Annotated in this window: 15 protein-coding genes; 11 read left to right on the forward strand and 4 right to left on the reverse strand. The window is 74.1% G+C overall.

The window, feature by feature from the left end; all coding sequences use genetic code 11:
• Window positions 1-178 precede the first annotated feature (178 nt).
• The 7 genes from KK483_RS11510 (at window position 179) to KK483_RS11540 (ending at window position 10,865) form a co-directional block, all read left to right on the forward strand.
• A complete protein-coding gene (locus tag KK483_RS11510) occupies window positions 179-1,600 on the forward strand; it encodes a hypothetical protein (RefSeq protein ID WP_399013893.1) in 1,422 nt (473 codons plus the stop codon).
• Window positions 1,601-1,611: 11 nt separating this feature from the next.
• Window positions 1,612-2,694, forward strand: coding sequence for a glutamate ABC transporter substrate-binding protein (locus KK483_RS11515; protein ID WP_262005137.1), 1,083 nt, complete (start codon window positions 1,612-1,614; stop codon window positions 2,692-2,694).
• 83 nt (window positions 2,695-2,777) lie between these two features.
• Window positions 2,778-4,052 (forward strand): hypothetical protein, encoded by a 1,275-nt coding sequence (locus tag KK483_RS11520; protein WP_262009439.1) that lies wholly within the window; start codon window positions 2,778-2,780, stop codon window positions 4,050-4,052.
• A gap of 221 nt (window positions 4,053-4,273) precedes the next feature.
• On the forward strand, window positions 4,274-6,841 hold the full coding sequence (locus KK483_RS11525) for a serine/threonine-protein kinase PknG (RefSeq protein WP_262009440.1): 2,568 nt from the start codon (window positions 4,274-4,276) through the stop codon (window positions 6,839-6,841).
• A gap of 3 nt (window positions 6,842-6,844) precedes the next feature.
• On the forward strand, window positions 6,845-8,173 hold the full coding sequence (locus KK483_RS11530; RefSeq protein ID WP_262005138.1) for a PP2C family serine/threonine-protein phosphatase: 1,329 nt from the start codon (window positions 6,845-6,847) through the stop codon (window positions 8,171-8,173).
• Between the two features lie 91 nt (window positions 8,174-8,264).
• Window positions 8,265-9,623, forward strand: a complete 1,359-nt coding sequence (locus KK483_RS11535; RefSeq protein WP_262005139.1) for a VWA domain-containing protein — start codon at window positions 8,265-8,267, stop codon at window positions 9,621-9,623.
• Window positions 9,624-9,674: 51 nt separating this feature from the next.
• A complete protein-coding gene (locus KK483_RS11540; protein ID WP_262005140.1) occupies window positions 9,675-10,865 on the forward strand; it encodes an FHA domain-containing protein in 1,191 nt (396 codons plus the stop codon).
• On the opposite strand, the gene KK483_RS11545 is transcribed toward KK483_RS11540, so the two are convergent.
• Window positions 10,846-11,853, reverse strand: a complete 1,008-nt coding sequence (locus KK483_RS11545) for a methyltransferase domain-containing protein (RefSeq protein WP_262005141.1) — start codon at window positions 11,851-11,853, stop codon at window positions 10,846-10,848. The genes KK483_RS11540 and KK483_RS11545 overlap by 20 nt on opposite strands.
• 96 nt (window positions 11,854-11,949) lie before the next feature.
• Here KK483_RS11545 and KK483_RS11550 point away from each other — a divergent pair, with 96 nt between their 5' ends.
• The 4 genes from KK483_RS11550 to KK483_RS11565 all read left to right on the forward strand — a co-directional run bounded on the left by KK483_RS11550 (window position 11,950) and on the right by KK483_RS11565 (window position 19,769).
• Window positions 11,950-12,354: a globin gene (locus KK483_RS11550; RefSeq protein ID WP_262005142.1), complete on the forward strand. Its 405-nt coding sequence runs from the start codon at window positions 11,950-11,952 to the stop codon at window positions 12,352-12,354.
• Between the two features lie 197 nt (window positions 12,355-12,551).
• Entirely contained in the window at window positions 12,552-15,995 is a 3,444-nt protein-coding gene (locus KK483_RS11555) for an ABC transporter permease (RefSeq protein ID WP_262005143.1), read from the forward strand.
• Window position 15,996: 1 nt separating this feature from the next.
• On the forward strand, window positions 15,997-18,777 hold the full coding sequence (locus KK483_RS11560; protein ID WP_262005144.1) for an ABC transporter permease: 2,781 nt from the start codon (window positions 15,997-15,999) through the stop codon (window positions 18,775-18,777).
• Entirely contained in the window at window positions 18,774-19,769 is a 996-nt protein-coding gene (locus KK483_RS11565; protein WP_262005145.1) for an ABC transporter ATP-binding protein, read from the forward strand. The genes KK483_RS11560 and KK483_RS11565 overlap by 4 nt, the downstream gene beginning before the upstream one ends.
• 203 nt (window positions 19,770-19,972) lie before the next feature.
• On the opposite strand, the gene KK483_RS11570 is transcribed toward KK483_RS11565, so the two are convergent.
• From KK483_RS11570 to ettA, 3 genes are read right to left on the reverse strand one after another with little or no spacing between them, the layout of a single operon-like run.
• The gene (locus KK483_RS11570; RefSeq protein ID WP_262005146.1) at window positions 19,973-20,650 is read right to left on the reverse strand and encodes a hypothetical protein; all 678 of its coding nucleotides are present in this window, start codon (window positions 20,648-20,650) and stop codon (window positions 19,973-19,975) included.
• Window positions 20,647-21,093, reverse strand: coding sequence for a thioesterase family protein (locus KK483_RS11575; RefSeq protein ID WP_262005147.1), 447 nt, complete (start codon window positions 21,091-21,093; stop codon window positions 20,647-20,649). Before KK483_RS11575 ends, KK483_RS11570 begins: the two co-directional genes overlap by 4 nt.
• 8 nt (window positions 21,094-21,101) lie before the next feature.
• Window positions 21,102-22,766, reverse strand: coding sequence for an energy-dependent translational throttle protein EttA (gene ettA, locus KK483_RS11580; RefSeq protein ID WP_262005148.1), 1,665 nt, complete (start codon window positions 22,764-22,766; stop codon window positions 21,102-21,104).
• Window positions 22,767-22,818: the final 52 nt, after the last annotated feature.

Here is a 22,818-nt window from a genome sequence, read left to right on the forward strand (position 1 = left end):
TGGAAGGGAACCGATCGGGCGCGGGCAGCGTATTCAAGGTGGGGAACACACGAGATACCCCGAGATCCAGTGAATCCTGGGTGTGGATGTCCGCCCCTGCGGCCATACTGCTGGCCAGGCCACCGTCCCCGCCTCCGCGGGGCGCGGGGCGCCGTCAGTGACCGAGGGGGAGGTCGAGGTGACACACACGCCGAGCGCGGGGCCGCCCGCGCCACCCGCGCCGCCGCCGGTGCCGGTGCCGGGATCGAGCCCGTCGGGCGACCGGTCCGCGGCGCCTCCCGGGGCGCTCCCCCGCCGCACCGCCTGGGCCGAGACCACGGAGCGACTGCGCGCGGCGGCGACGACGGAGCCGGGCCGACTTCGCATCATCGGTGCCGTACTGGCCGCGCTCGTCGTGGCGTTCGGCGCCGTCACCGCCTTCGAGATCTCCGACCGCGCCTCCGCCGCCGATGACGTGGTCGGCCGCAGCCAGCCGCTGAGCGCCGACGCCGCGAGCATCTACCGCTCGCTGGCCGACGCCGACACGGCCGCGGCGAGCGGTTTCCTCGCCGGCGCCCAGGAGCCCGCCGAAGTCCGCGAGCGCTATCGCGAGGACATCGCCACCGCCTCCCGTCTGCTGGTCAAGGCGGCGGCGAACACGGAGGGTTCGTCCGCGTCGGGCAGCTACATAGCCGAGCTCAACGAGCAGCTGCCCCGCTACACGGGCCTGGTCGAGCGGGCCCGCGCCAACAACCGCCAGGGCCTCCCCCTCGGCGGCGCCTATCTGCGCTATGCGAACCAGCAGATGACGACCGAGCTGCTGCCCGCCGCCCAGAAGCTGTACGAGGCGGAGACCGCCCGCCTCGACGCGGACCACGAAGCGGCCCGCGTCTGGCCGTTCCTGTCGCTGGGCCTCGGGGTCGCGGCGCTCGGTGTGCTGTTCTGGTCGCAGCGCCGCACCTACGAGCGGACGAACCGGGTGTTCAACCACGGGCTGCTCGCGGCCACCGCCGCCTCCGTGGTCGTCCTGCTGTGGCTGGCCGTCGGCGACGCCGTGGCCAGGGCCGAACTGAACGACGCCCGGGCGCACGGCCAGGAGTCGCTGAAGGTCCTGAACGACGCCCGGATCAACAGCCTGAAGGCCCGGGCGAACGAGAACCTGACGCTGGTCGCACGGGGCGCGGTGCTCACCGCCGACGGCAGGAGCGACAAGTACGAGACGGACTACAAGGCGGGCATGGACCGGCTCAGCGCCGCGCTCGGCCACGCCGAGGACCTCGCCGACGACGACGCGGGGCGCACCCCGGTCGCGGCGGCCGCCTCCGCGGTCTCCGAGTGGCGGACCCGCCACACGTCGGCCAGCGACACCGACAAGGCCGGGGACTACGAGGGCGCCCTGGCCAAGGTGATCGGCGGAAAGGAGTCCACGGGGCAGTCCTTCGACCGGGTGGACACCGCCCTGGAGGAGGCACTCGACCATGAGCAGGACGAGTTCACCAGGTCGGCGCTGGACGGCCGCGGCGCCCTGACCGGGCTGCCGGCCGGGGCGGCGGTCCTGGCCGTGCTGGGCGCGGCGGGCGCGGTCCTGGGCATGGGCCGCAGGCTTTCGGAGTACCGGTGAGAGGGGGAGGGATGACGGACGGCATGCCGGGCGGGGCGCGGGAAGCGGCTCGCACGCCCTGGACCGGCCGGCGGGGCCTTGCGCGCAGGCTGCGCGGCTGGGGCGGTGTCGCCGGGATGGCAGTGGCCTGTGCGCTGACCGCTTCGCTGACGCTGCTGCCGCTCTCGCACGGCGCCGGCACCGGCACCGGCACCACCGACCCGGCCCCGCCCGGGACGACGGGCTCCCGCTCGGCCGCCGCGGTCCCCGCCAAGGCGGACGAGTGCAGTGACCCGGAGGCGTCGCTCCAGCCGTCCGCAGCGGACGGTCCGGCGATCGCCGCGATCAAGCAGCGCGGCAAGCTGATCGTCGGCGTCGACCAGAACAGCTACCGGTGGGGCTACCGCACGGCGGACGGCAAGCTGGAGGGCTTCGACATCGATCTGGCCCGGGCCATCGCCGAGGACGTCCTGGGCGACCCGGAGGCCGTCATCTTCCGGGCCATCCCCACCAACCAGCGGATCTCCGCACTCGACAACGGCACGGTCGACCTCGTCGTCCGTACGATGACGATCAACTGCGCCCGGATCGAGCAGGTCGCCTTCTCCACCGCGTACTTCCAGACCGGACAGCAGGTGCTCGCCCCCCGCGAGTCCCCCATCACCGGGTACGACAAGTCCCTGGCGGGCCGCCGGGTGTGCTCGGCCGAGGGTTCGACGGCCTACGAGGCGCTGGAGAAGCAGTCGTTCGGCGCGGTCTTCCAGGACGAGGACGACGGCGGACCGGGCGACAGGGACCGGCTCACGGTCTCCAACCAGCTGGACTGCCTGGTCCGTCTCCAGCTCGGTGAGGTCGATGCGGTCGTGACGGACGCCGCCCTCGCGGCGGGCCAGGCGGCGCAGGATCCGGCCGTCGAACTGAAAGGCGGCGGGCCTTTCACCACCGAGTACTACGGTGTGGCCGCCAGACTGGGCAAGGACGACCTCGTCCGCCGGGTCAACAAGGTGCTCGTCGACTACCGCAACGGCCCCTGGATGGCGGCGTACACGAAGTGGCTCCAGGCGGACCTTCCCGGAATATCCGGCCCGCCGGCGCCGAAGTACCGGGACAATTGAGCCGGGACTATGGAGACCGCATCAGCCGAGCGGCAAGAGCGGAGAGGTGATCGATGGGCGTCGCGGGACCCCCTGGGCCGGTGATGGACCGGGACGAGGTGGACCGTGCGCTGGCGCGGCTCGGTGAGGAGCACGAGGCGATAGAGACCTCGCTCCTCGCCCTGCAGGACCATGCGGGCCGCAGGCTCCTGGAGGGCGCCGAGCTCACGGGTGTCACCAAGGACCGCTGGACCGCCGCGGAGCAGGCGATCACGCTGCTGTGGGGCTACTTCGACGCGTACACGGCGGCGCTGACCGCCGCGTGTGAGCTGCGCGCCCGGCGCCGCTGGCCGAACCGGGACGACCTGGTCGCCCTGACCGACCGGCTGCGCGGCCCGAGCATCACCGTCGCGAGCGGCGCCGCGCATCCGCCGGTGTCGCTGACCGGACCCGCCAAGCTCTCCGAGCGGTTCACGCTGGAGGAGCTCGTGAGCCGGATGAACCAGCTGTACGCACGCTCGCTCGACATGGTCGTGGCCGCCGACGCGGTCTGGTCCGCGCTGCCCGCCCGGATCGATCTGCTCTCCGCCGAGCTCCAGCGCACGCGCTCGCTCGCCCATTCCGTGGGGGTGCGGCCGGGGGAGCACCCGGCCGGCGACGATCTGGAGTCGATCACCCACGAGTTGGCCGCGCTGCGCGCGCAGGTGGTGTCGGACCCGCTGGCGTTCTGGGCTCCCGCGCCGGTCAGTTCGGCGCCCGGCGGGGGCCGTCCCGACACGGACCGGTACGACCGGGCGGCCCGTGCCCTGGAGGACGTGCGCCGGGAGATCGAAGCGGTGCTCGCGGTGCGGCAGGACTCCGAGGAGCGGCTGTTCCGGCTGCGGGACGTGCTCTCGCGGGCGGACCGCACCCTCGCGGAGGCACGCGCCGCCCGCGGCGAGGTGCTGGCGAAGATCGCAGCCTCCGAGGTCCCGGCCGTCAGCGGCCCGCCGACGGCCCTCCAGGAACGGCTCGCCACGGCCGCGGAGTACCGCCGCCATGCGCGGTGGCACCGGCTCTCACCGCTGCTGGAGTCGCTGGAGCGGGAGGCCGAGGACGAACTGATGCGCGCTCGCGAGTCGTTGACGGCGGTGACGGCACCGCTGGCGGTCCGCGCCGAGCTGCGGGGCCGCCTCGACGCGTACAAGGCGAAGGTCGCCCGCCACGGCATGGCGGAGGACCCGCCGCTGATCGAGCGCTACGACGCGGCCCGCCGCATGCTGTGGAGCGCGCCCTGCGATCTGCGGGCCGCCGAGCAGGCGGTGCTGCGCTATCAGCAGGCCGCGGCGGAAGCCCTGGTTCCGAGGCAGTCGGGGCCGGTCGACCGGAGAGGCCAGTAGGGGGAATCGTGAGTGCAACCACCCAATGCGTGCGCCCCGGCTGCGCGGGGACGTACGAGGACGTCGGCGGCGGCGAGCTCTACTGCGACACGTGCGGGCTCGCCCCGGCTGCCGATCCCCGCTCCGGGGCCGGATCCGGGGCTGCTGCCGGGCCCGGGGCCGAGGCCGGACCGGTCGCGTCCTCCTGCCAGCGGCCCGGCTGCGACGGCTCGTACGAGGACGTGGGCGGCGGCGAGCTGTACTGCGACACCTGCGGGCTCGCCCCGGTGGTCTCGGTGAACGGTGCGCTGTCCTCCCCGCCCACCGGGATCACCGCGGGGGGCAACAGCGGCTCCGCGCCGAGCGGTGTGCGTTCGTCGTCGCGCTCGTCGTCACGGTCCTCGCGCTCGTCGCGTTCCTCGCGCTCGTCGACCTCCCGGCGGTCGGTCTCGGGCCGGCTTTCGCGGTCGCTGTCCGGCCGCAGCACCGGCCGTTCCGTGTCGGTCCGCAGCTCCGGTTCCACGGCGTCGCCCTCCGGCCGCAACCGGCTCGGTGCGGGCCTGGTCACCGTGCCGGACGTGCCGCGCCCCGACCCGCGCTCCGCCGTGATGGAGAACCCCGAGGTCCCCGAGCGGAAGCGCTTCTGCAGCCGCAGCGACTGCGGCGCCCCGGTCGGACGTGCCCGCGGCGAGCGCCCGGGACGCACGGAGGGCTTCTGCACCAAGTGCGGCCACCCGTACTCGTTCGTGCCGAAGCTGCGCGAGGGCGACATCGTGCACGGGCAGTACGAGGTCGCGGGGTGCCTGGCCCACGGCGGACTCGGCTGGATCTATCTCGCCGTCGACCGTGCCGTCTCCGACCGCTGGGTCGTCCTCAAGGGCCTCCTCGACACCGGCGACCAGGACGCCATGACCGCGGCGATCTCGGAGCGGCGCTTCCTCGCGGAGATCGAGCACTCCAACATCGTCCGCATCTACAACTTCGTGGAGCACCTCGACCAGCGGACGGGATCGCTCGACGGCTACATCGTCATGGAGTACGTCGGCGGCAAGTCCCTCAAGGAGATCGCGAACGGTCGGCGGACCGCCGACGGCAGGCGCGACCCGCTGCCGGTCGAGCAGGCGTGCGCGTACGGGATCGAGGCCCTGGAGGCGCTCGGGCATCTGCACAGCCGCAATCTGCTCTACTGCGACTTCAAGGTCGACAACGCGATCCAGACCGAGGACCAGCTCAAGCTCATCGACATGGGCGCGGTGCGGAGGATGGACGACGAGGAGTCGGCGATCTACGGCACGGTGGGGTACCAGGCGCCGGAGGTCGCGGAGCTCGGCCCTTCGGTCGCCTCGGACCTGTACACGGTGGCGCGCACGCTCGCCGTGCTGACCTTCGACTTCCAGGGCTACACGAACGTGTTCGTGGACTCCCTCCCCGACCCGGGCAACATCGAGGTCTTCCGGACCTACGAGTCCTTCTACCGTCTCCTCGTCCGCGCGACCGACCCGGACCCGGCGCGCCGGTTCGCCTCCGCCCAGGAGATGGCCGACCAGCTGACCGGGGTGCTCCGCGAGGTCGTCGCCCTCCAGACCGGCCGCCCGCGCCCGTCGCTGTCGACGCTGTTCGGACCGGAACTGCGGGTGACGGACACGGAGTTGTTCGCGGAGCTGGACGGCGAGGTGTCGGCCCTGGGGGCGCGCCGGGCGGCCCGGAAGCGCGGTCGCGGCGCGGCCGCCGGAGCCGCCGGAGCCGCCGGAACTACCGCTTCCGCGCCCGCGCGGACCGCGCTGCCGCGGCCCCGTTCCGAGGCGTCCCTGCCCGCGCCTGTGCCCGTGCCCGTAGCCGTAGCCGTAGCCGTGCCCGTACCGACGGAAGGCGTCGCGGTGCCGCAGCTCGCCGGGCTCGACGCGCGGGCGACAGCGCTGGCGCTCCCGGTGCCCCGGGTCGACGCGAACGACCCGAACGCCGGGTTCCTCGCGGGTCTGATGGCGTCCGCGCCGACCGAGCTGATCACCGCGCTGCACGCCGCGCCCGCGAGCTCGGTGGAACTGCGGCTGCGGGAGCTGCGCGCCCGTCTGGAGATGGGCGAGTTCGGCTCGGCGACGACTTCACTGACCGAACTGGAGTCCAGGCACCCCGACGACTGGCGGGTCGTCTGGTACCGCGGCGTGGCCTCCCTCGCGACCGGTGACCACGAGACCGCCGCGCTGTCCTTCGACGCGATCTACGACGCCTTCCCCGGTGAGGCGGCCCCCAAGCTCGCGCTCGGCGTCTGCGCCGAGGTGCTGGGCCAGTTGGACAACGCGGCGGAGTACTACCGGCTCGTGTGGACGACGGACCCGAGCTTCGTCAGCGCCGCCTTCGGCCTCGCCCGGGTGCAGCTCGCCTCGGGCGACCGCGCCGGCGCCGTGCGGACACTGGAGTCGGTGCCGGAGGCGTCGATCCACTACACGGCCGCGCGCGTCGCCGCCGTCCGGGCGAGGCTGCGCCGGCGCGCCGCCCACGATCCGCTGATCGACGATCTGACGGCGGCCGCGGACCAGGTCGTCTCGCTGGACGGGTTCGGCCTGGACGCGGTGCGCAGGGAGCAGTTGTCCACAGAGGTCCTGGGCACCGCCCTGGACTGGGTACTCTCCGGTAGTCCCGGGGCCCGGCCCGCCGCGACCGTCCTGCTCGGCAGCGAACTGGACGAGCGCGGGCTGCGCTTCGGCCTTGAACGCTCGTTCCGGGTGCTCGCCCGGCTCGCCCGGCACGGCGAGGAGCGCATCGAACTGGTGGAGCGGGCCAACCGTTTCCGCCCCCGGACGTGGGTGTGAGTGATGGACCGGATGCACCAGCTCTCGGCGTGCCCCAGCTGCGAGGAGCCCCTGGAGGCGACCGACCGGTTCTGCGGAGCGTGCGGATACGACCTCTCGGCCGTGCCCGAGCCGCCGCAGGACCAGCCCACGATCGCCATCGGCGCCGGTGGCCGTCCCCGGCCGGCGAAGGGGGTGCGCTACGACGGCCCGGACCACGTGCTCCCGGCACAGGGCCAGGCCCAGGGCCAGGGCCAAGTTCCTGCCCCGCCCACTGCTGCCCCGCCCGCCCCTGCCCCACCCGCTCCTGCCGCGAACACCGCGTCCGCTTCGGGTGACTTCGAGCTCGCCGCACCCGACCCCCGCGCCGCCGCGGTCCCGGGCCCCGGGACCGCCCCCGCCCCCGCTCCCGCACCGGCGCCCCCCGCCGGCACGAAGCTCTGCGTGGCCTGCCGCGCCGGCCGTGTCGACCCCGACGGCTACTGCGAGAACTGCGGGCACGCCCAGCCCCGCGAGCGTGACCACATGGAGCAGGAGATCGGCTCGGTCGCCGCCGTCAGCGACCGCGGGCTGCGCCACCACCGCAACGAGGACGCGTTCGCCGTCTCCTCGACGGCCCTTCCGGACGGCTCCCCCGCCGTCATCGCGATCGTCTGCGACGGCGTCTCATCGGCGACCCGCCCGGACGACGCCTCCGCGGCCGCCGCCCGCGTGGCCGACGAGTCGCTGCGGGAGTCGCTGCCCCGAGGCACCCACCCGCAGCAGGCGATGCACGAGGCGATCGTCGCGGCGGCCGAGGCGGTCAACGCGCTGGCCTCCGCGCCCACGGAGGCCATGGAGCACGACCCGCACCGCCACCAGAACGCGCCGGCGTGCACCCTCGTGGGCGCCGTCGCCGCGGCCGGGCTGCTGATCGTGGGCTGGGTCGGCGACAGCCGGGCGTACTGGGTGCCCGACGACCGCGGCGGCCGCCCCGCCCGGCTCACCGAGGACGACTCCTGGGCGGCCCAGATGGTCGCCGCCGGGCTGATGACCGAGACCGAGGCGTACGCGGACGAGCGCGCCCACGCCATCACGGGCTGGCTCGGAGCGGACGCGTACGAACTGGAGCCGCACACCGCCGCCTTCAAGCCGGACCGCCCCGGCGTGGTCGTGGTCTGCACCGACGGCCTGTGGAACTACGCGGAGGCCGCCGAGGAGATGGCGCGGGTCCTGCCGCAGGACGCGGCGGACCGTCCGCTCGGCGCGGCCCAGGTGCTGGTCGGGCACGCGCTGGACGGCGGCGGCCACGACAACGTAACAGTGGCCGTGCTCCCGTTCGACGTACCGCAGCAAGGGGCAGGATCGGCCTGAACAAGGCCTGTGTCATACCTGGTTGTTCGTCTGGTGCCTGCCGGGTGTCCGTCTGTTCTGTCTGTTACGTGGAGCCAAGGAGCCCCATCGGATGGCGAACTTCTCGAAGTCGAATGTGCCTCAGTTCTCCGTCGAGGTGTACCAGAACGAGTTCCTGCCGGAGGGCGGCCGCGAGGTGAACGCGATCGTCACGGTCACCTCCACCGGCGGCGGCACCAGTGGCGGGCTGCCGCTCACGGCTGCGTCCGCCACCCCCTCGGGCATACCCGGGCAGCGCACCGGTGCCGCCGTGGCGCTGATGGTGGACTGCTCCGGCTCCATGGACTATCCGCCGACGAAGATGCGCAACGCGCGCGACGCCACGGCCGCGGCCATCGACACCCTGCGCGACGGCACGGCCTTCACGGTGATCGCGGGCACACACGTCGCCCACGAGGTCTACCCGGGCGGCGGCGGTCTCGCGGTCGCCGATCCGGCGACCCGCGCCCAGGCCAAGCAGGCGCTGCGCCGGCTCAGCTCCGGCGGCGGCACGGCGATCGGCACCTGGCTGCGTCTCGCCGACCGGCTGCTGCACGCCGAGGACGTCCCGATACGTCACGGCATCCTGCTCACCGACGGCCGCAACGAGCACGAGTCGCCGGAGGATCTGCGCGCCGCCCTGGACGCCTGCGCGGGCCGCTTCACCTGTGACGCCCGCGGCGTCGGCACGGACTGGGAGGTCAAGGAGGTCACCGGGATCGCGTCGGCGCTCCTCGGCAGCGCGGACATCGTCGCCGATCCGTCCGGTCTCGCCGCGGACTTCACACGGATGATGGAGACCGCGATGGGCAAGGAGGTCGCGGATGTGTCGCTGCGGCTGTGGACGCCCGTCGGCGCGGAGCTCGTGTTCGTGAAGCAGGTGGCGCCGACGGTCGAGGAGTTGACGGACCGCAGGACGGAGGCCGGCCCGCGGGCCGGTGACTACCCCACCGGTTCCTGGGGCGACGAGTCCCGCGACTACCACGTGTGCGTGCGGGTACCCGAGGCGGGCATCGGACAGGAGATGCTCGCCGCGCGGGTCTCGCTGATCGTCCCCGACCCGGCGGGCGACACCCCGCGGGCGCTCTCCCAGGGTCTGGTCCGTGCGGTGTGGACGGACGACATGGCGGCCTCGACCTCGATCAACCCGCAGGTCGCGCACTACACGGGCCAGGCCGAGCTGGCCCGCGTCATCCAGCAGGGCCTGGACGCCCGCAAGTCGGGGGACGTCGACGGAGCGACGGCGAAACTGGGCCGCGCGGTGCAGTTGGCGGCGGACTCGGGAAACGAGGACACTGCGAAACTGCTTGCGAAGGTGGTGGACGTCGTCGATGTGGCGACGGGTACTGTGCGCCTGAAGGCGAAGGTCGAGGAGGCGGACGAGATGACCCTCGAAACGCGCTCGACGAAAACGGTTCGCGTCAAGAAGTGAACGTGTCGGGCCGGTCCGCGGCCCGGACGGAGGAGAGGGGGAAGCACCGACATGCCGACCTGCCCGAACGGACACCAGTCGGGTTCCGACGACTGGTGCGAGGTCTGCGGCCATCGCATGGCCGGGGCGGGGGCTCCGGCGGGCGCGGTGCCGCCGCCTCCTCCGCCGCCGCCCGCGCCCGGTTACGGCTACCCCGGACCCGGCGGCCCCGACGCCACGGCCCACGCGGAGCTGTGCCCGCAGTGCCGTACGCCGCGCGAGGCGATGGCGCCGTTCTGCGAGGAGTGCCGCTGGAACTTCCTCACCAACACGGCGACTTCGTACACGCCTCTGGCACCGCCCCACCGCCAGCCCGGTCCCGGCGGCCCGGGAGGTCCCGGTGGACCCGGTGGTCCGGGAGGTCCCGGTGGTCCGGTCCCGGGGCTGAACCTTCCCCCCGGCTTCCAGGCCCAGCAGCAGCAGCCGCGCCCGCCGGACCCGTTCGAGTACCAGGGCTCGCGGCCCTCGCAGATGAACCGCCCCGCCGAGCCGCTCACCGGCGATCCTTCGGCGCCGCAGGCCCCGCAGCAGGGGCCGCCGCCGTCCTTCCCGCAGTCCGGTCCGCCCGCGCCCCCGCAGATGTTCCAGCAGCCCGGCTTCCCGCAGGCCGTCCCGGCCCCGCCGCCCCCGCCCACACCTCAGCACCAGCAGCCCCCGCAGCGCCCGCAGCCGGGCACCGGCGGGGACGACTGGGTGATCTCGCCGCCCTCACACGGCCGTCCTCAGCAGCCGCAGCACCCGCAGCACCAGTCCGTGCAGCAGCCGGGCCCGCCTCCTCCGCCGCAGTATGGGGCCCCCGCGAACTGGACGGCGTTCATCGGGCCCGATCGCGTGTACTTCATGGCGATGATGCAGCGCAGCGGTCCCGAGGCCGCCGGGCTCAACCTCCCCGCGTACTCACCGGAGCAGCAGCATCCGCTCTCCGGCAACCAGGTCACGATCGGCCGCCGCCGGCATTCCACCGGCGAGTCGCCCGACATCGACCTGTCGGTGCCGCCGGAGGACCCGGGCGTCTCGCACCAGCACGCGGTCCTGGTCCACCAGCCGGACGGCACCTGGGCGGTGGTCGACCAGAACTCGACCAACGGCACGACGGTGAACGGCGCCGAGGAGCCGATCCAGCCCTATGTGCCCGTTCCGCTCCAGGACGGCGACCGGGTGCACGTCGGCGCCTGGACGACGATCACCATGCGTCGCGGGTAGCGCCCAGGGGCCAGGCGTACGGTCCCTCGGGATCGTCGAGCCAGGCCCATTGGCGTCCACCGCTGACCGTGACGCCGAAGCGCTCCCGCTCCGGGCGCTGCTCACGCTGCCAGAGCGAGAGCGCTTCGTGCGGGTCCAGGCTGCCCGCGGTCAGGGCCAGCAGGAAGTCGAACAGGTCGCTGTCGGGGGCCCGCCGGGTCGGCCCGGCGGGCCGCGGGACCGGTGAGTGCGCCGGCGCACCGCCGCGAATCGGGACGAAGTATGCGGGAGTGTGCAGGAATCGCCCTTCCGCGTGCTCCGCGTCCCGCACGTGCAGCACGAGCAGTCCGGTGGCGAGCGGGGCGAGGATCCTGGCGCCCGGCCCGCACTGCCCCAGCCAGACCTCCGGCACGGACGCCGGAGTGCAGGTCGCGATGATCCGGTCGAAGGGAGCGCGCTCCGGGCAGCCGCGTGCGCCGTCACCGGTGATCACGGCGGGGTGGCGGCCGGCCGCCGCGAGATGGGCGCGGGCGGACTCGGTGATCTCCGGGTCGAGTTCGACGCTCGTCACGAGTGCGTCGCCGAGGCGGTGCGCGAGCAGGGCGGCGTTGTAGCCGGTCCCGGCGCCGATCTCCAGGACGCGGTGCCCGTTCCGCACCTCCAGCGCGTCCAGCATCCGGGCCATCAGCGACGGCTGGCTGCTGGAGGAGAGCAGCTGCCCGTCGCGTACGCGGGTGGCGAGCGGCCCGTCGGCGTACGCACCCCTCAGCCAGCGCCCGCGCCGCTCGGGGTCGCGGTCCCCGCACCAGAGCCGCTCGTAGCCGACGAAGGTGGAGACGTAGTAGTACGGCACGAACAGATGCCGAGGCACCTCCTCGAACGCCGCCCGCCAGGCCGGATCCTCCAGCGCGCCGGTCGCGGCGATGCGCCGCACCAGCGCCCGCCGCACCTCTGCGGCAGGGCCCGCGAAGGGGTCCCGCAGTGTTCGCGCATCCCGGTCTGCACCCATACCTCCACTTTCCTGCGGACCAGGGGCGTGAGCGAGCACTTTGCCAGGAGTCCTAGGGCCCGAGTCCTCCGCCGCCCGGTCTGAGACCATGGCAGGGTGAACGAGATTCCGAGGGGCACACTTCAGGAGCAGACCTTCTACGAACAGGTCGGCGGCGAGGAGACCTTCCGGCGCCTGGTCCGGCGCTTCTACGAGGGCGTCGCCGAGGACCCGGTCCTGCGCCCGATGTACCCCGAGGAGGATCTGGGCCCTGCCGAGGAGCGCCTCGTGCTCTTCCTGATGCAGTACTGGGGCGGCCCGCGCACCTACAGCGACCGCCGCGGACATCCGCGCCTGCGGATGCGCCACGCACCGTTCACCGTCGACAGGGCCGCGCACGACGCATGGCTGAAGCACATGCGGACGGCCGTCGACGAGCTGGGGCTGTCGGAGGAGCACGAGCGGCAGCTCTGGAACTACCTCACCTATGCGGCCGCGTCGATGGTGAACACCGCGGGCTGACCACCCGCCTGCCCCCCCCACCCGCTGAGCACCGGCCGCTGAGCACCGGCCGACGGATCCGGGGCGCAGTGAACCCGGTCCATGCGCCGGTCACGATCACATCAAGCTCACCCGCCGGGGCCCACAGGCGGTTTCCCGATCCAGGTGCCCTCTGAAAGCATCCGGTGAACGTCGGGTGGGGGCATGTGGGGGCACAGGTGACGGGGTTCGTCCTTCTGCGCGTCGGAGCGCACCGGCTGCTGCTCGCCGCCGCCCTGCTCGCGGTGGTGCTGACCACGTCCGTGCTCGCCGCCCTCGCCGCGTTCTCCGGCTCGGTCGGGGACGAGGCACTCCGGCACACCCTGGGCGGCCGGGCCGCCTCCCCCGCCTCGCTCGTCGTCACCGCCGACGTCCCGCGTGAGCGGCGCGACGCGGCCCAGGAGGCCGTGGTCCGCGGGGCGCGGGAGACCTTCGACGGGCTGCCGGTGACCGTACGGAAACTGGAGCGCTCCGGATCGTACGCACTCCCCCGCGCCCTCCAGGTCCGCGAGGCCCGGGAGGCCCGGGAGGCCCCGGAGACCGGCGGCGGCGAACCGGACCTCACCCACCTCGCCGCCCTGGACACCTCCCGGATCAGGCTCGTGGCGGGCACCCTGCCCGGGCCGGCCCCGGCCGCGCGCACCGCTCCCGTACCCGTCGCACTGCCCGAGGCCGCCGCCGAGCGGCTGAAGCTCGGCCCCGGGGCGCGGATCCCGCTCGCCGACCGGCTGGGCGGGGCACCGCTGACGGTCCTGGTCACCGGCGTCTACCGGGCGGCCGACACCGGCGACGCGTACTGGCAGCTGGACGCGCTCGGCGGGCGCGGGGTCCGCACCGTCGTCTTCACCACCTACGGCCCGCTGCTCGCCGACCCGTCCGTCCTCGCCTCCGGGCGCGCCACCTCGGACACCACCTCCTGGGTGGCCGCCGCCGACTACCGCGGTGTCACCACGGACCGGATCGGCGCACTGCGCGATGCCGCCGCCCGCGGCCCCGAGGCGCTCCGCAAGGACCCGGCGTTCGGGGGCGGTGCGACCGTGACGACCGGGCTGCCGGCCGTGCTCGACCGCTTCGGCCGGGCGCTGCTGGTGTCCCGCTCGACCCTGGCGATCGTCGCCGTCCAGCTGGTGCTGCTCGCCGGGTACGCGCTGCTGCTGGTGGCCCGGCTGCTCAGCACGGAGCGCAACGGCGAGACGACGCTGCTGCGGGCGCGGGGCGCGTCGCACCGCCGGATCGCGGGCCTCGCCGCGCTGGAGGCGCTGCTGCTGGCCCTCCCGGCCGCCGTGTGCGCACCGCTGCTGTCGGGCCCGCTGACCGGGCTGCTCGCCCGGCAGTCCTCGCTCGACGCGATCGGGCCCCGGCTCGGGGCCGCCCCGGCCGCCACTGTCTGGCTGGTCGCGGCCGCGGTCGCGGTGTGCTGCGCCGCGGCCGTCGTGGCGCCCGCGCTGGCCACGTCGGACGGGGCGGTCGTACGGCTGCGGCGGGGCAGGTCCGCCGCGCTGCCCGCGCCCGTCCGCGCCGGGGCGGACGTCGGTCTGCTGGTGATCGCGGCGGTGGCGTACTGGCAACTGGACCGGCAGACCGGCGCGTTGGCCGCCGGTGGCGGCGGCGGTGCGCTCAGCGGTGACCGCGAGGGCGACCTGGGCATCGATCCGCTGCTCGTCGCGGCGCCCGCGCTGGCGCTGCTCGCCGGTACGGTGCTGACGCTGCGTCTGCTGCCGCCCGTGGCGCGGCTCGCGGAGCGGCGGGCCGCGAGCGGCCGGGGTCTGCCTGCGGCTCTGGCGGGCTGGCAGTTCAGCCGCCGCCCCCTGCGCGGTGCGGGTCCGGTGCTGCTGCTGGTCCTCGCGGTGGCGATGGGGATGCTGGCGATCGGGCAGAGCGTTTCGTGGGACCGCTCGCAGAGCGATCAGGCGGACTTCAGGACCGGTGCTTCGGTGCGGGTGATCGACGCCAGGCCCGCGGGTCCCGGCCGGGCCGGCATGTACGCCGCGCTGCCGGGGGTGCGGGAGGCCGCCCCGGCGCACCGCACCACGACGACCCTCTCGGGCGGACGCAGGGCGACGGTGCTCGCGCTCGACACGGCCCACGCCGACGAGCGTCTGCTGCTGCGCGGCGATCTCGCGGACGAGCCCGTCGAGGGCCTGCTGCGGGCTGTCGCCCCTCCGAGGGCCCCGGGCGACGGCGGTGCGACCGCCGTCGCACTGCCGGACGGCTCCCGGCGGCTGGCGCTCGATCTGCGGATCACCGATGAGAGGGCTGCCTCCGGCCGGTCCGGCTCCGGGATCGCACCGCTCGTCACCGTCGTCGTCGAGGACCGCTACGGGATTCCGTACCGGCTGAACGCCGGGAAGGTTCCCGTCGACGGCCGGACCCACCGGGTCACGCTCGATCTGGACATGTCCGCACCGGGCGCCCGCGACGCACCCGCCGGGCCGCTCGGGCTGACCGGGCTGCTGCTCGACGGCGCCGCCCCCGCCGGAGCGTCCGAGCAGCACCGGCTGAGCGTCGAACGGCTGCTCACCGCGGGCGCCGACGGGATCGTCCGCCCGGTCCCCGCGGCGGCGGAGCAGGTGCGCTGGCGGGGCAGCAAGACCGGGACGGAGGACGGGGAGGAGCGCGACCCGGTGGGTCTGAGCCCGGTCGCCTCGCGGACGGTACCGCTGACGGTCTCGTACGGGACGGGGTTCGCGGCGCCCGCGGCGCCGGACAACCGGGCCCTCGTGCGTACGGAGTTCAGCGTCCGCCTGACCGTTGCCCGCCCCACGTCCCCGGCGCGGATCACGGCCGTCGCCACGGACGGCTTCCTGCGGGCGGCCGGGGCGAAGCCGGGCGACAGCATCGATCTGGCGCTGGCCGGTGAGCAGTTGCGGGTGGTGCTGGTGAAGGCGGTGCGGGAGCTTCCGACGACCGGTCCCGGCGCCGCGGACGCGGCCGGGGGCGCGCTCTCGGGCGCGGGCACGGGCGCGGGCACGGGGGGTGCGGACGGGGGCGCCCTCCTGCTCGATCTGCGGGCCGTCAACGCGGTGTTCGCCCATCGCGGAAGCTCCCCTCCGGCCCCGACCGAATGGTGGCTGAGCACGGCCCCCGGGAAGGCCGCGGAGGTCGCGGTCGCGCTGCGGACGGGCTCCGACACCGAGCCGGGCCAGGTCCTCGTCCGCGACGAGGCCGGCGCCGAGCTGCTCGGCGACCCGCTCGGCGCCGGCCCCCGCTCGGCACTGATGGCGGTCGCTGTCGCGGCGGCGGCGCTCGCCGCGGTCGGCTTCGCGGTGAGCGCGGCGGGCTCCCTGCGCGAACGCTCCGCCGAATTCGCCGTGCTGCGCGCCCTGGGCGCCCCCCGCAAGGGCCTCGCACGGCTGGTCGCCGCGGAGCAGAGCCTCCTCGTCGGCATCGGCCTGCTGGTGGGCCTGGCCCTCGGCGCCGTCCTCACCCGCGCCGTCGTCCCGCTGATCGTGCTGACCGGCCAGGCCGCCCAGCCCGTGCCCCAGGTCCTGGTCGAACTCCCGCTCTCCCGTGTCGCCCTGCTCCTCGCAGGCGTCGCCGCGCTGCCGCTGCTGATCGCCGCGACGATCGCCGTCCGCCGCGCCGATCCCGCGGTATCGCTCCGTCACCAGGGGGACAACTGAGATGAGTCCAGGACGTCTGCGTGAGCGCGAGCGTGAGCGCGCGGTCGCACCGTGGATACGGACCCGGCTGCGCACCGCGCCATGGGCGGCCGTCGCGTTCGGGGCGCTCGTGCTGGTCACGGCGTTCCTGGCGGCCGCGCTGCCGAGGGCGGTCGACGCGTACGAGACCAGGGGGCTGCGGCAGGACATCGCCGGCGCCCCTCCCGGCAGAACGGTGCTGGAACTGACCGCCCCGCAGCCGGGTTTCGGAATGTCGCAGTCCGAACGGGAGGAGGCCGTACGTCCGGCGGTGCTGACGGCCGTCCATCACCAGGTGCTGGCCACGCTCCCGGAGCCCGTGCGCGCGGATGCGCGCCAGTCGTCGTACGGGGTGCGCACCGTCGAGACGGTCACCGGGACGGACCCCTGGCTGCCGCGCCCCGACGCGGTGCCGCCCGAGTTCACCCTGGCCGCGCAGGCGGATCTGGCCGCCCATGCCACCGTACGGAAGGGACGGCTGCCCGCCGCCCGCTCCGAGGTCACGGCGGCCACGAAGGAACTGGAGGGCGCCGCGACCGTCGCGACCGCCCGGTCCCTGCGCCTCGACGTCGGTTCCGTCGTCCACTTCGGCGGCAAGGCCGGGGGTACACCGCTGGCCGTGCGGATCACCGGGATCGTCGAACCCGGGCAGCCGGAGGCCGGTTACTGGTCCGCGGAGCCCGTGCTCCGCACGCCGGGCCTGGCCGCCCTGCCCACCACGCCGCCGATGCAGTACTGGAGAGCGGCGCTTCTGCTGCCGCCCGAGGCCGCGCCCGCGCTGCTCGGCACCCTCACCGAGCCGCAGCTCTACTGGCGGCTCGCCCCCGACCCCGGCTCGCTCACCGTGCGGGACGTACCGGCGCTCACCGAGCGGATCGCGTCCCTGGAGAACGGTCCCGAGCTGCTGAGGCTGCGCGAGTTCGCCGGGGAGACCACCGCGCTGACCACGGGTCTGGAGACGGTCCTCGCCTCGTACACGTCCATGCGGGAGGCGATCGCGCCCGTCGTCGCGGTCGCGGCGATCGGCATCGGCGCGGTCGCCGCCGTCGTCCTCGCCATGACGGGTGGGCTCGTCACCGGGCGCCGGTCCGCCGAACTCGCCCTGCTGCGCTCGCGCGGCGGCTCACTGAAGGGCATCGGCGGGCGGCTGCTCGGCGAGTCCGCCGTGATCGCGCTCCCGGCGGCCGCCGCCGGTGTGCTGCTCGCCGTGGCCGCGGTGGCGGAGGCCCGGCTGCTGCCCGCGGTGCTCGGCGGGGCCGCCGTCGCCGTGCTCGCCTGCGCCGTGCTCCCGCTGTGGGCGATCGTCAGGCACCGGCGCCCGAGGGCGCAGGGCGGCCGTGACGACCTCGCCGACGCCAGGCCCGGCAGACGGCGTACGGTCGCCGAACTGACCCTGCTGGTCCTGTCCGTCGGAGCGGTCGTGGCGCTGCGCCGCCGCGGCACGTCCGGCGCCGGCAGCGGGGACTACCTGGTCAGTGCCGCCCCGGTGCTGGTCGGGCTGATCGCCGCGCTCGTGCTCGTACGGCTGTATCCGCTGCCGCTGCGCTGGGCGGCGCGCCCGGCCCGGCGGCTGCGCGGTGCCGTCGGCTTCCTGTCGCTCGCCCGCGCGGGGCGCTCGTCGGCGACGGGTGCGCTGCCGCTGCTGGCACTGCTGATCGCGCTGACGACGGCGGCGTTCGGCGGTTCCGTACTCGCCGGGGTCTCGGACGCCCGCGACCGGGCGGCGCTGCTGGCGACGGGCGCGGACGCGCGGATCTCCGCCCCCGGCGACCTGGCGGCCCTGCCGGAGGGGATGGACCGGGCGGTGCGCGGGACCGCGGGGGTGGCGGATGTGACCGCGGTGCGGATCGAGCGCAACACGGACCTGGCGTCGGGCGGGTCGGTGACCCTGGTCGGGGTCGAGCCGGAGTCGTACGCCCGCCTGGCGGGAGAGCTGGCGCTCGGGGCGTTCCCCGCCGATGCGCTGAAGGCGCCGGAGGGCGCTGGCGGGGTGCTGAACGCCGTCGCCTCGCCCGGGGTCGCCGAGCGGCTGGGCACGGCACCGCGGCGGATCAGGACGCTCGCCGGGGACATCACCGTACGGATCGCGGCGGTGCGGCCCCGCACCCCGGCCGTGCCCGACGCCGGCTTCCTGCTCGTGGACCGGGGCGGGCTTCCGGAGCGCGCGGCACCCACGACGCTGCTGGCCGCCGGCGCCGCGCTCGACGCACAGGCGCTGCGGGCCGCCGTACGCGACGCCGGCGAGGAGTTCTCCGTACGGCTGCGCAGCGAGGAGCGGTCCGCGTTCCGGGACTCGCCCCTCCAGTCGGGCGCCGAGCGGATCTACTCCGCCGCCATCGCGGCCGGCGCGGGCTACGCCGTACTCGCGCTGCTGCTCTCCCTGCTGCAGAGCGGACCCGAACGGACCATGCTGCTGGCCCGGCTGCGCACCATGGGTCTCACCACCCGCCAGAGCCGCCGTCTCCTCGGCCTGGAGGCGCTGCCCCAGGCGCTGCTCGCCGCCACGGGAGGTGTGCTCGTCGGCTGGGCCACGATCCGCCTCCTCGCCCCCGGCGTCGACCTGGCCCGGCTGGCGCTCGACGCCGCCCCGGGGATCGGTCCGGTGGACGGCGCGGAGGGCGCCTCGCTGCGTGCCGACGTGTGGTCGCTGACGGTGCCCGCGCTGGGCGTGGTGGCGCTCGCGGGGGCGGTGGCCGCGGGCCAGGCATGGTGGGCGGGGCGACGCGGATCGATCACCGAACTCAGGGCAGGAGACATGCGATGACGGAGACGACGACCACTCTGGCGGAGCTGGAGCGGCGGGCAGCGGCCCGCCGCGACCGGCCCTCGTACGGGCACGACGCCCTGATCGCCTGCGACCGGCTCGTACGGATCTTCGCCACCGACGGTGTGGAGGTGCAGGCGCTCCAGGGCCTCGATCTGCTCGTCCAGGAGGGCGAGTTGATGGCCCTGGTCGGCGCGTCCGGCAGCGGCAAGTCCACCCTGATGAACATCCTCGCCGGCCTGGACGTCCCCACCGCGGGTGCCGCGCGCGTCGCGGGCTGCGATCTGCTGGGGATGGACGCCGAGGTGCGGCTGCGCTACCGCCGTGAGGTCGTCGGCTTCGTCTGGCAGCAGACGGCGCGCAATCTGCTTCCCTATCTGACGGCGGCCCAGAACGTGGCGCTGCCGATGCAGTTGCGCGGCCGCGGTGGCAGCAGCCGTGGTCGCGGCCACGGTCTCGGTCTCGGTCTCGGCCGTACGAAGGACAAGGCGCGCCGCGCGGAGGAGCTGCTGGCGCTGCTCGGGGTCGCCGACTGCCGTGACCGGCGTCCCCAGCAGATGTCCGGCGGCCAGCAGCAGCGCGTCGCGATCGCCGTCGCCCTCGCCAACTCCCCCTCGGTCCTCCTCGCCGACGAACCGACCGGCGAACTCGACTCGGCCACCGGCGAACAGGTCTTCGCCGCGTTCCGCCGCGCCAACAAGGAACTCGGCACCACCATCGTGATCGTCACCCATGACCAGTCCGTCGCCGGCGAGGTCCGCCGCACCGTCGCCATCCGGGACGGCCGCACCTCCTCCGAGGTCCTGCGCCGCACCGAGATCGATGCGGAGGGCCAGGAATCGGTGGTGGCCCGCGAATACGCGACCTTGGACCGCGCCGGCCGCCTTCAGCTGCCCGCCGACTACACGGCGGCCCTCGGCATGGAGCACCGCGTCATGCTGGAGCTCGAACCGGACCACATCGGCATCTGGCCGGACGCTGCGGACCGCTAGTCGCGACGGTCCGCTCCCGCCCGCCCGGCGTCTTCAGCAACGCCGGCGATCCGGGCGCGGGATCGGGGCAGGAGCGTCGGCGGCCGGGGCCTCAAGGGCGGAGCCCCGGTTCGGGAAGGGCCGGGTGGTGAAAGGCCCCGCCCCAGGCGGCCGCGCTCAGGCGGCCTCGCCCAGTCGGCCGCGCTCGGGCGGCCTCGCCCCGCTCAGGCCGGGCTGACCGTCAGCCCGCCCAGCCCACGCGTCCGCACCGCGATCGAGCCGAAGGGCGTCCGCAGCCGCAGCCAGCTGCCCGCGGCGAGCAGCGCAGCCCCCCGCACCCCCTCGGGCAACGGCCGCAGAAAGCCGAGCGACTGCGCGGCGTGCAGCGCCCGCAACGGCAGTTCCGTCTCCGCCACACTGCGCGACCAGATCTCGCGACCGATCCGATCACGCTCGGTCCGCGTCCGCCGCTCCTGCGGCAACGCCTCGTCACGAGCGCGGAACTCGGCGACCGCCGCCGCCACCGCCCCCCGCATCTCGGGCACGCCGGGCAGCCCCGGCAGCTCCCGCCAGCCGCCGCGCGGCGGCAGGACACCGGTCCACGGCGGACCGGTCACGGCGGCCGGAACGGCGAGTTCGGCGCCCGCGACGGACTCCAGCAGCTCACCGGCGGAGACGGTGACATCCAGCTCCAGGCCCTCGGCGGGCTCGGCGAGCCGGGCCGTCCTGATCGCCAGGACCTCGAACGACGGGGGCCGGCCGAACACGGCGAGCGCCCCGCCGCCGGCCTGGAGCCGGACCGCGGCGGCGCGGTCGTAGTGGATCAGCCGGCCGAGGAAGGCGGCGAGGTCCGCCGCCTCCCTCGCGTCGGCGAGCCGCAGGGTCTGCACGGGCGCCGTCATGCCGCGACCGGGTCCTCCACGCCTTCGTCCAGGTACTCCAGGAGGAAGGACTTCTCCTCGGCGCTGATCCGGCGCGGACGCGCCGCCGACAGGTCGTAGGGCACGACGATCGTCGAGGCCCGGACGTAGACCTGCTCCGAGCCGTCGGCGTCCGTGTCCTTGATCTCGTACGCGATCGTCAGCGACGCCGCGCCGATCTTGGTGACCCAGGACTCGACGGTCACCGGCGCGTGCCGGTGGACCAGCGGCCGTACGTAGTCGATCTCGTGCCGGGCCACGACGGACCCGCCGGAGAACGACGGGGAACCGTCCCCCGGCGCCAGCCGGAACATGAAGTCGATGCGGGCCTCCTCCAGATAGCGGAGGAAGACCACGTTGTTGACGTGCCCGAAGGCGTCCATGTCCGACCAGCGCAGGGGGCACTGGTAGTGATGCCGAGCCATGACCGTGATCAGCCCCGGGTCAGCTTCTTGTAGGTGGCGCGGTGCGGACGGGCCGCGTCCGGGCCGAGGCGCTCGATCTTGTTCTTCTCGTAGGACTCGAAGTTGCCCTCGAACCAGAACCACTTCGATTCGCCCTCGTAGGCGAGGATGTGCGTCGCGACCCGGTCCAGGAACCAGCGGTCGTGGGAGACGACCACGGCGCAGCCCGGGAAGTCGAGCAGCGCGTTCTCCAGCGAGGAGAGGGTCTCGACGTCGAGGTCGTTGGTCGGCTCGTCGAGCAGCAGCAGGTTGCCGCCCTGCTTGAGGGTGAGCGCGAGGTTGAGGCGGTTGCGCTCACCGCCGGAGAGGACCCCGGCGGGCTTCTGCTGGTCCGGTCCCTTGAAACCGAACGCGGACACGTACGCGCGCGACGGCATCTCGACCTGGCCGACGTTGATGTAGTCCAGTTCGTCGGAGACGACGGCCCACAGCGTCTTCTTCGGGTCGATGTTCTCGCGGCTCTGGTCGACGTAGGAGATCTTGACGGTCTCGCCGACCTTGATCTTGCCGGAGTCGGGCTGCTCCAGGCCCTGGAGCATCTTGAACAGCGTGGTCTTGCCGGCGCCGTTCGGGCCGATCACGCCGACGATGCCGTTGCGGGGCAGGGTGAAGGAGAGGTCGTCGATGAGGACCTTGTCGCCGAACGCCTTGTTGAGGTTCTCGACCTCGACGACGACGCTGCCCAGGCGGGGGCCCGGCGGGATCTGGATCTCCTCGAAGTCCAGCTTCCGGGTCTTCTCGGCCTCGGCGGCCATCTCCTCGTAACGGGCCAGACGGGCCTTGGACTTGGCCTGCCGTCCCTTGGCGTTGGAGCGGACCCACTCCAGCTCTTCCTTGAGCCGCTTCTGGCGCTTGGCGTCCTTCTGGCCCTCGACCTTCAGACGCGAGGCCTTGTTCTCCAGGTACGTGGAGTAGTTGCCCTCGTACGGGTGGGCGCGGCCGCGGTCGAGCTCCAGGATCCACTGGGCCACGTTGTCCAGGAAGTACCGGTCGTGGGTGATCGCGACGACGGTGCCGGCGTACTTGGCGAGGTGCTGCTCCAGCCACTGCACGGACTCGGCGTCCAGGTGGTTGGTGGGCTCGTCGAGGAGCAGCAGGTCGGGGGCCTCCAGCAGCAGCTTGCAGAGCGCGACGCGGCGCTTCTCACCACCGGACAGGTTGGTCACGGCCCAGTCGCCGGGCGGGCAGCCCAGGGCGTCCATGGCCTGCTCCAGCTGTGCGTCGAGGTCCCAGGCGTTGGCGTGGTCCAGGTCCTCCTGGAGCTTGCCCATCTCCTCCATCAGCGCGTCGGAGTAGTCCGTCGCCATCTGCTCGGCGATCGCGTTGAACCTGTCGAGCTTGCCCTTGATCTCCGAGACGCCGTCCTGCACGTTCTCCAGGACCGTCTTGCTCTCGTCCAGCGGCGGCTCCTGCAGCAGGATGCCGACGCTGTACCCCGGCGACAGGAACGCGTCACCGTTCGACGGCTGCTCCAGACCGGCCATGATCTTCAGCACGGTCGACTTACCGGCACCGTTCGGGCCGACCACACCGATCTTCGCACCGGGCAGGAAGCTCAGCGTGACGTCGTCAAGGATCACCTTGTCGCCGTGCGCCTTGCGCGTCTTGCGCATGGTGTAGATGTACTCAGCCAAGAGAAACCGTCCGGCAATATGAGAGTGGGCAGATACACCCCATCTTGCCTGA

The sequence above is a fragment of the Streptomyces sp. FIT100 genome (assembly GCF_024584805.1).
Taxonomy (GTDB): Bacteria; Actinomycetota; Actinomycetes; order Streptomycetales; family Streptomycetaceae; genus Streptomyces.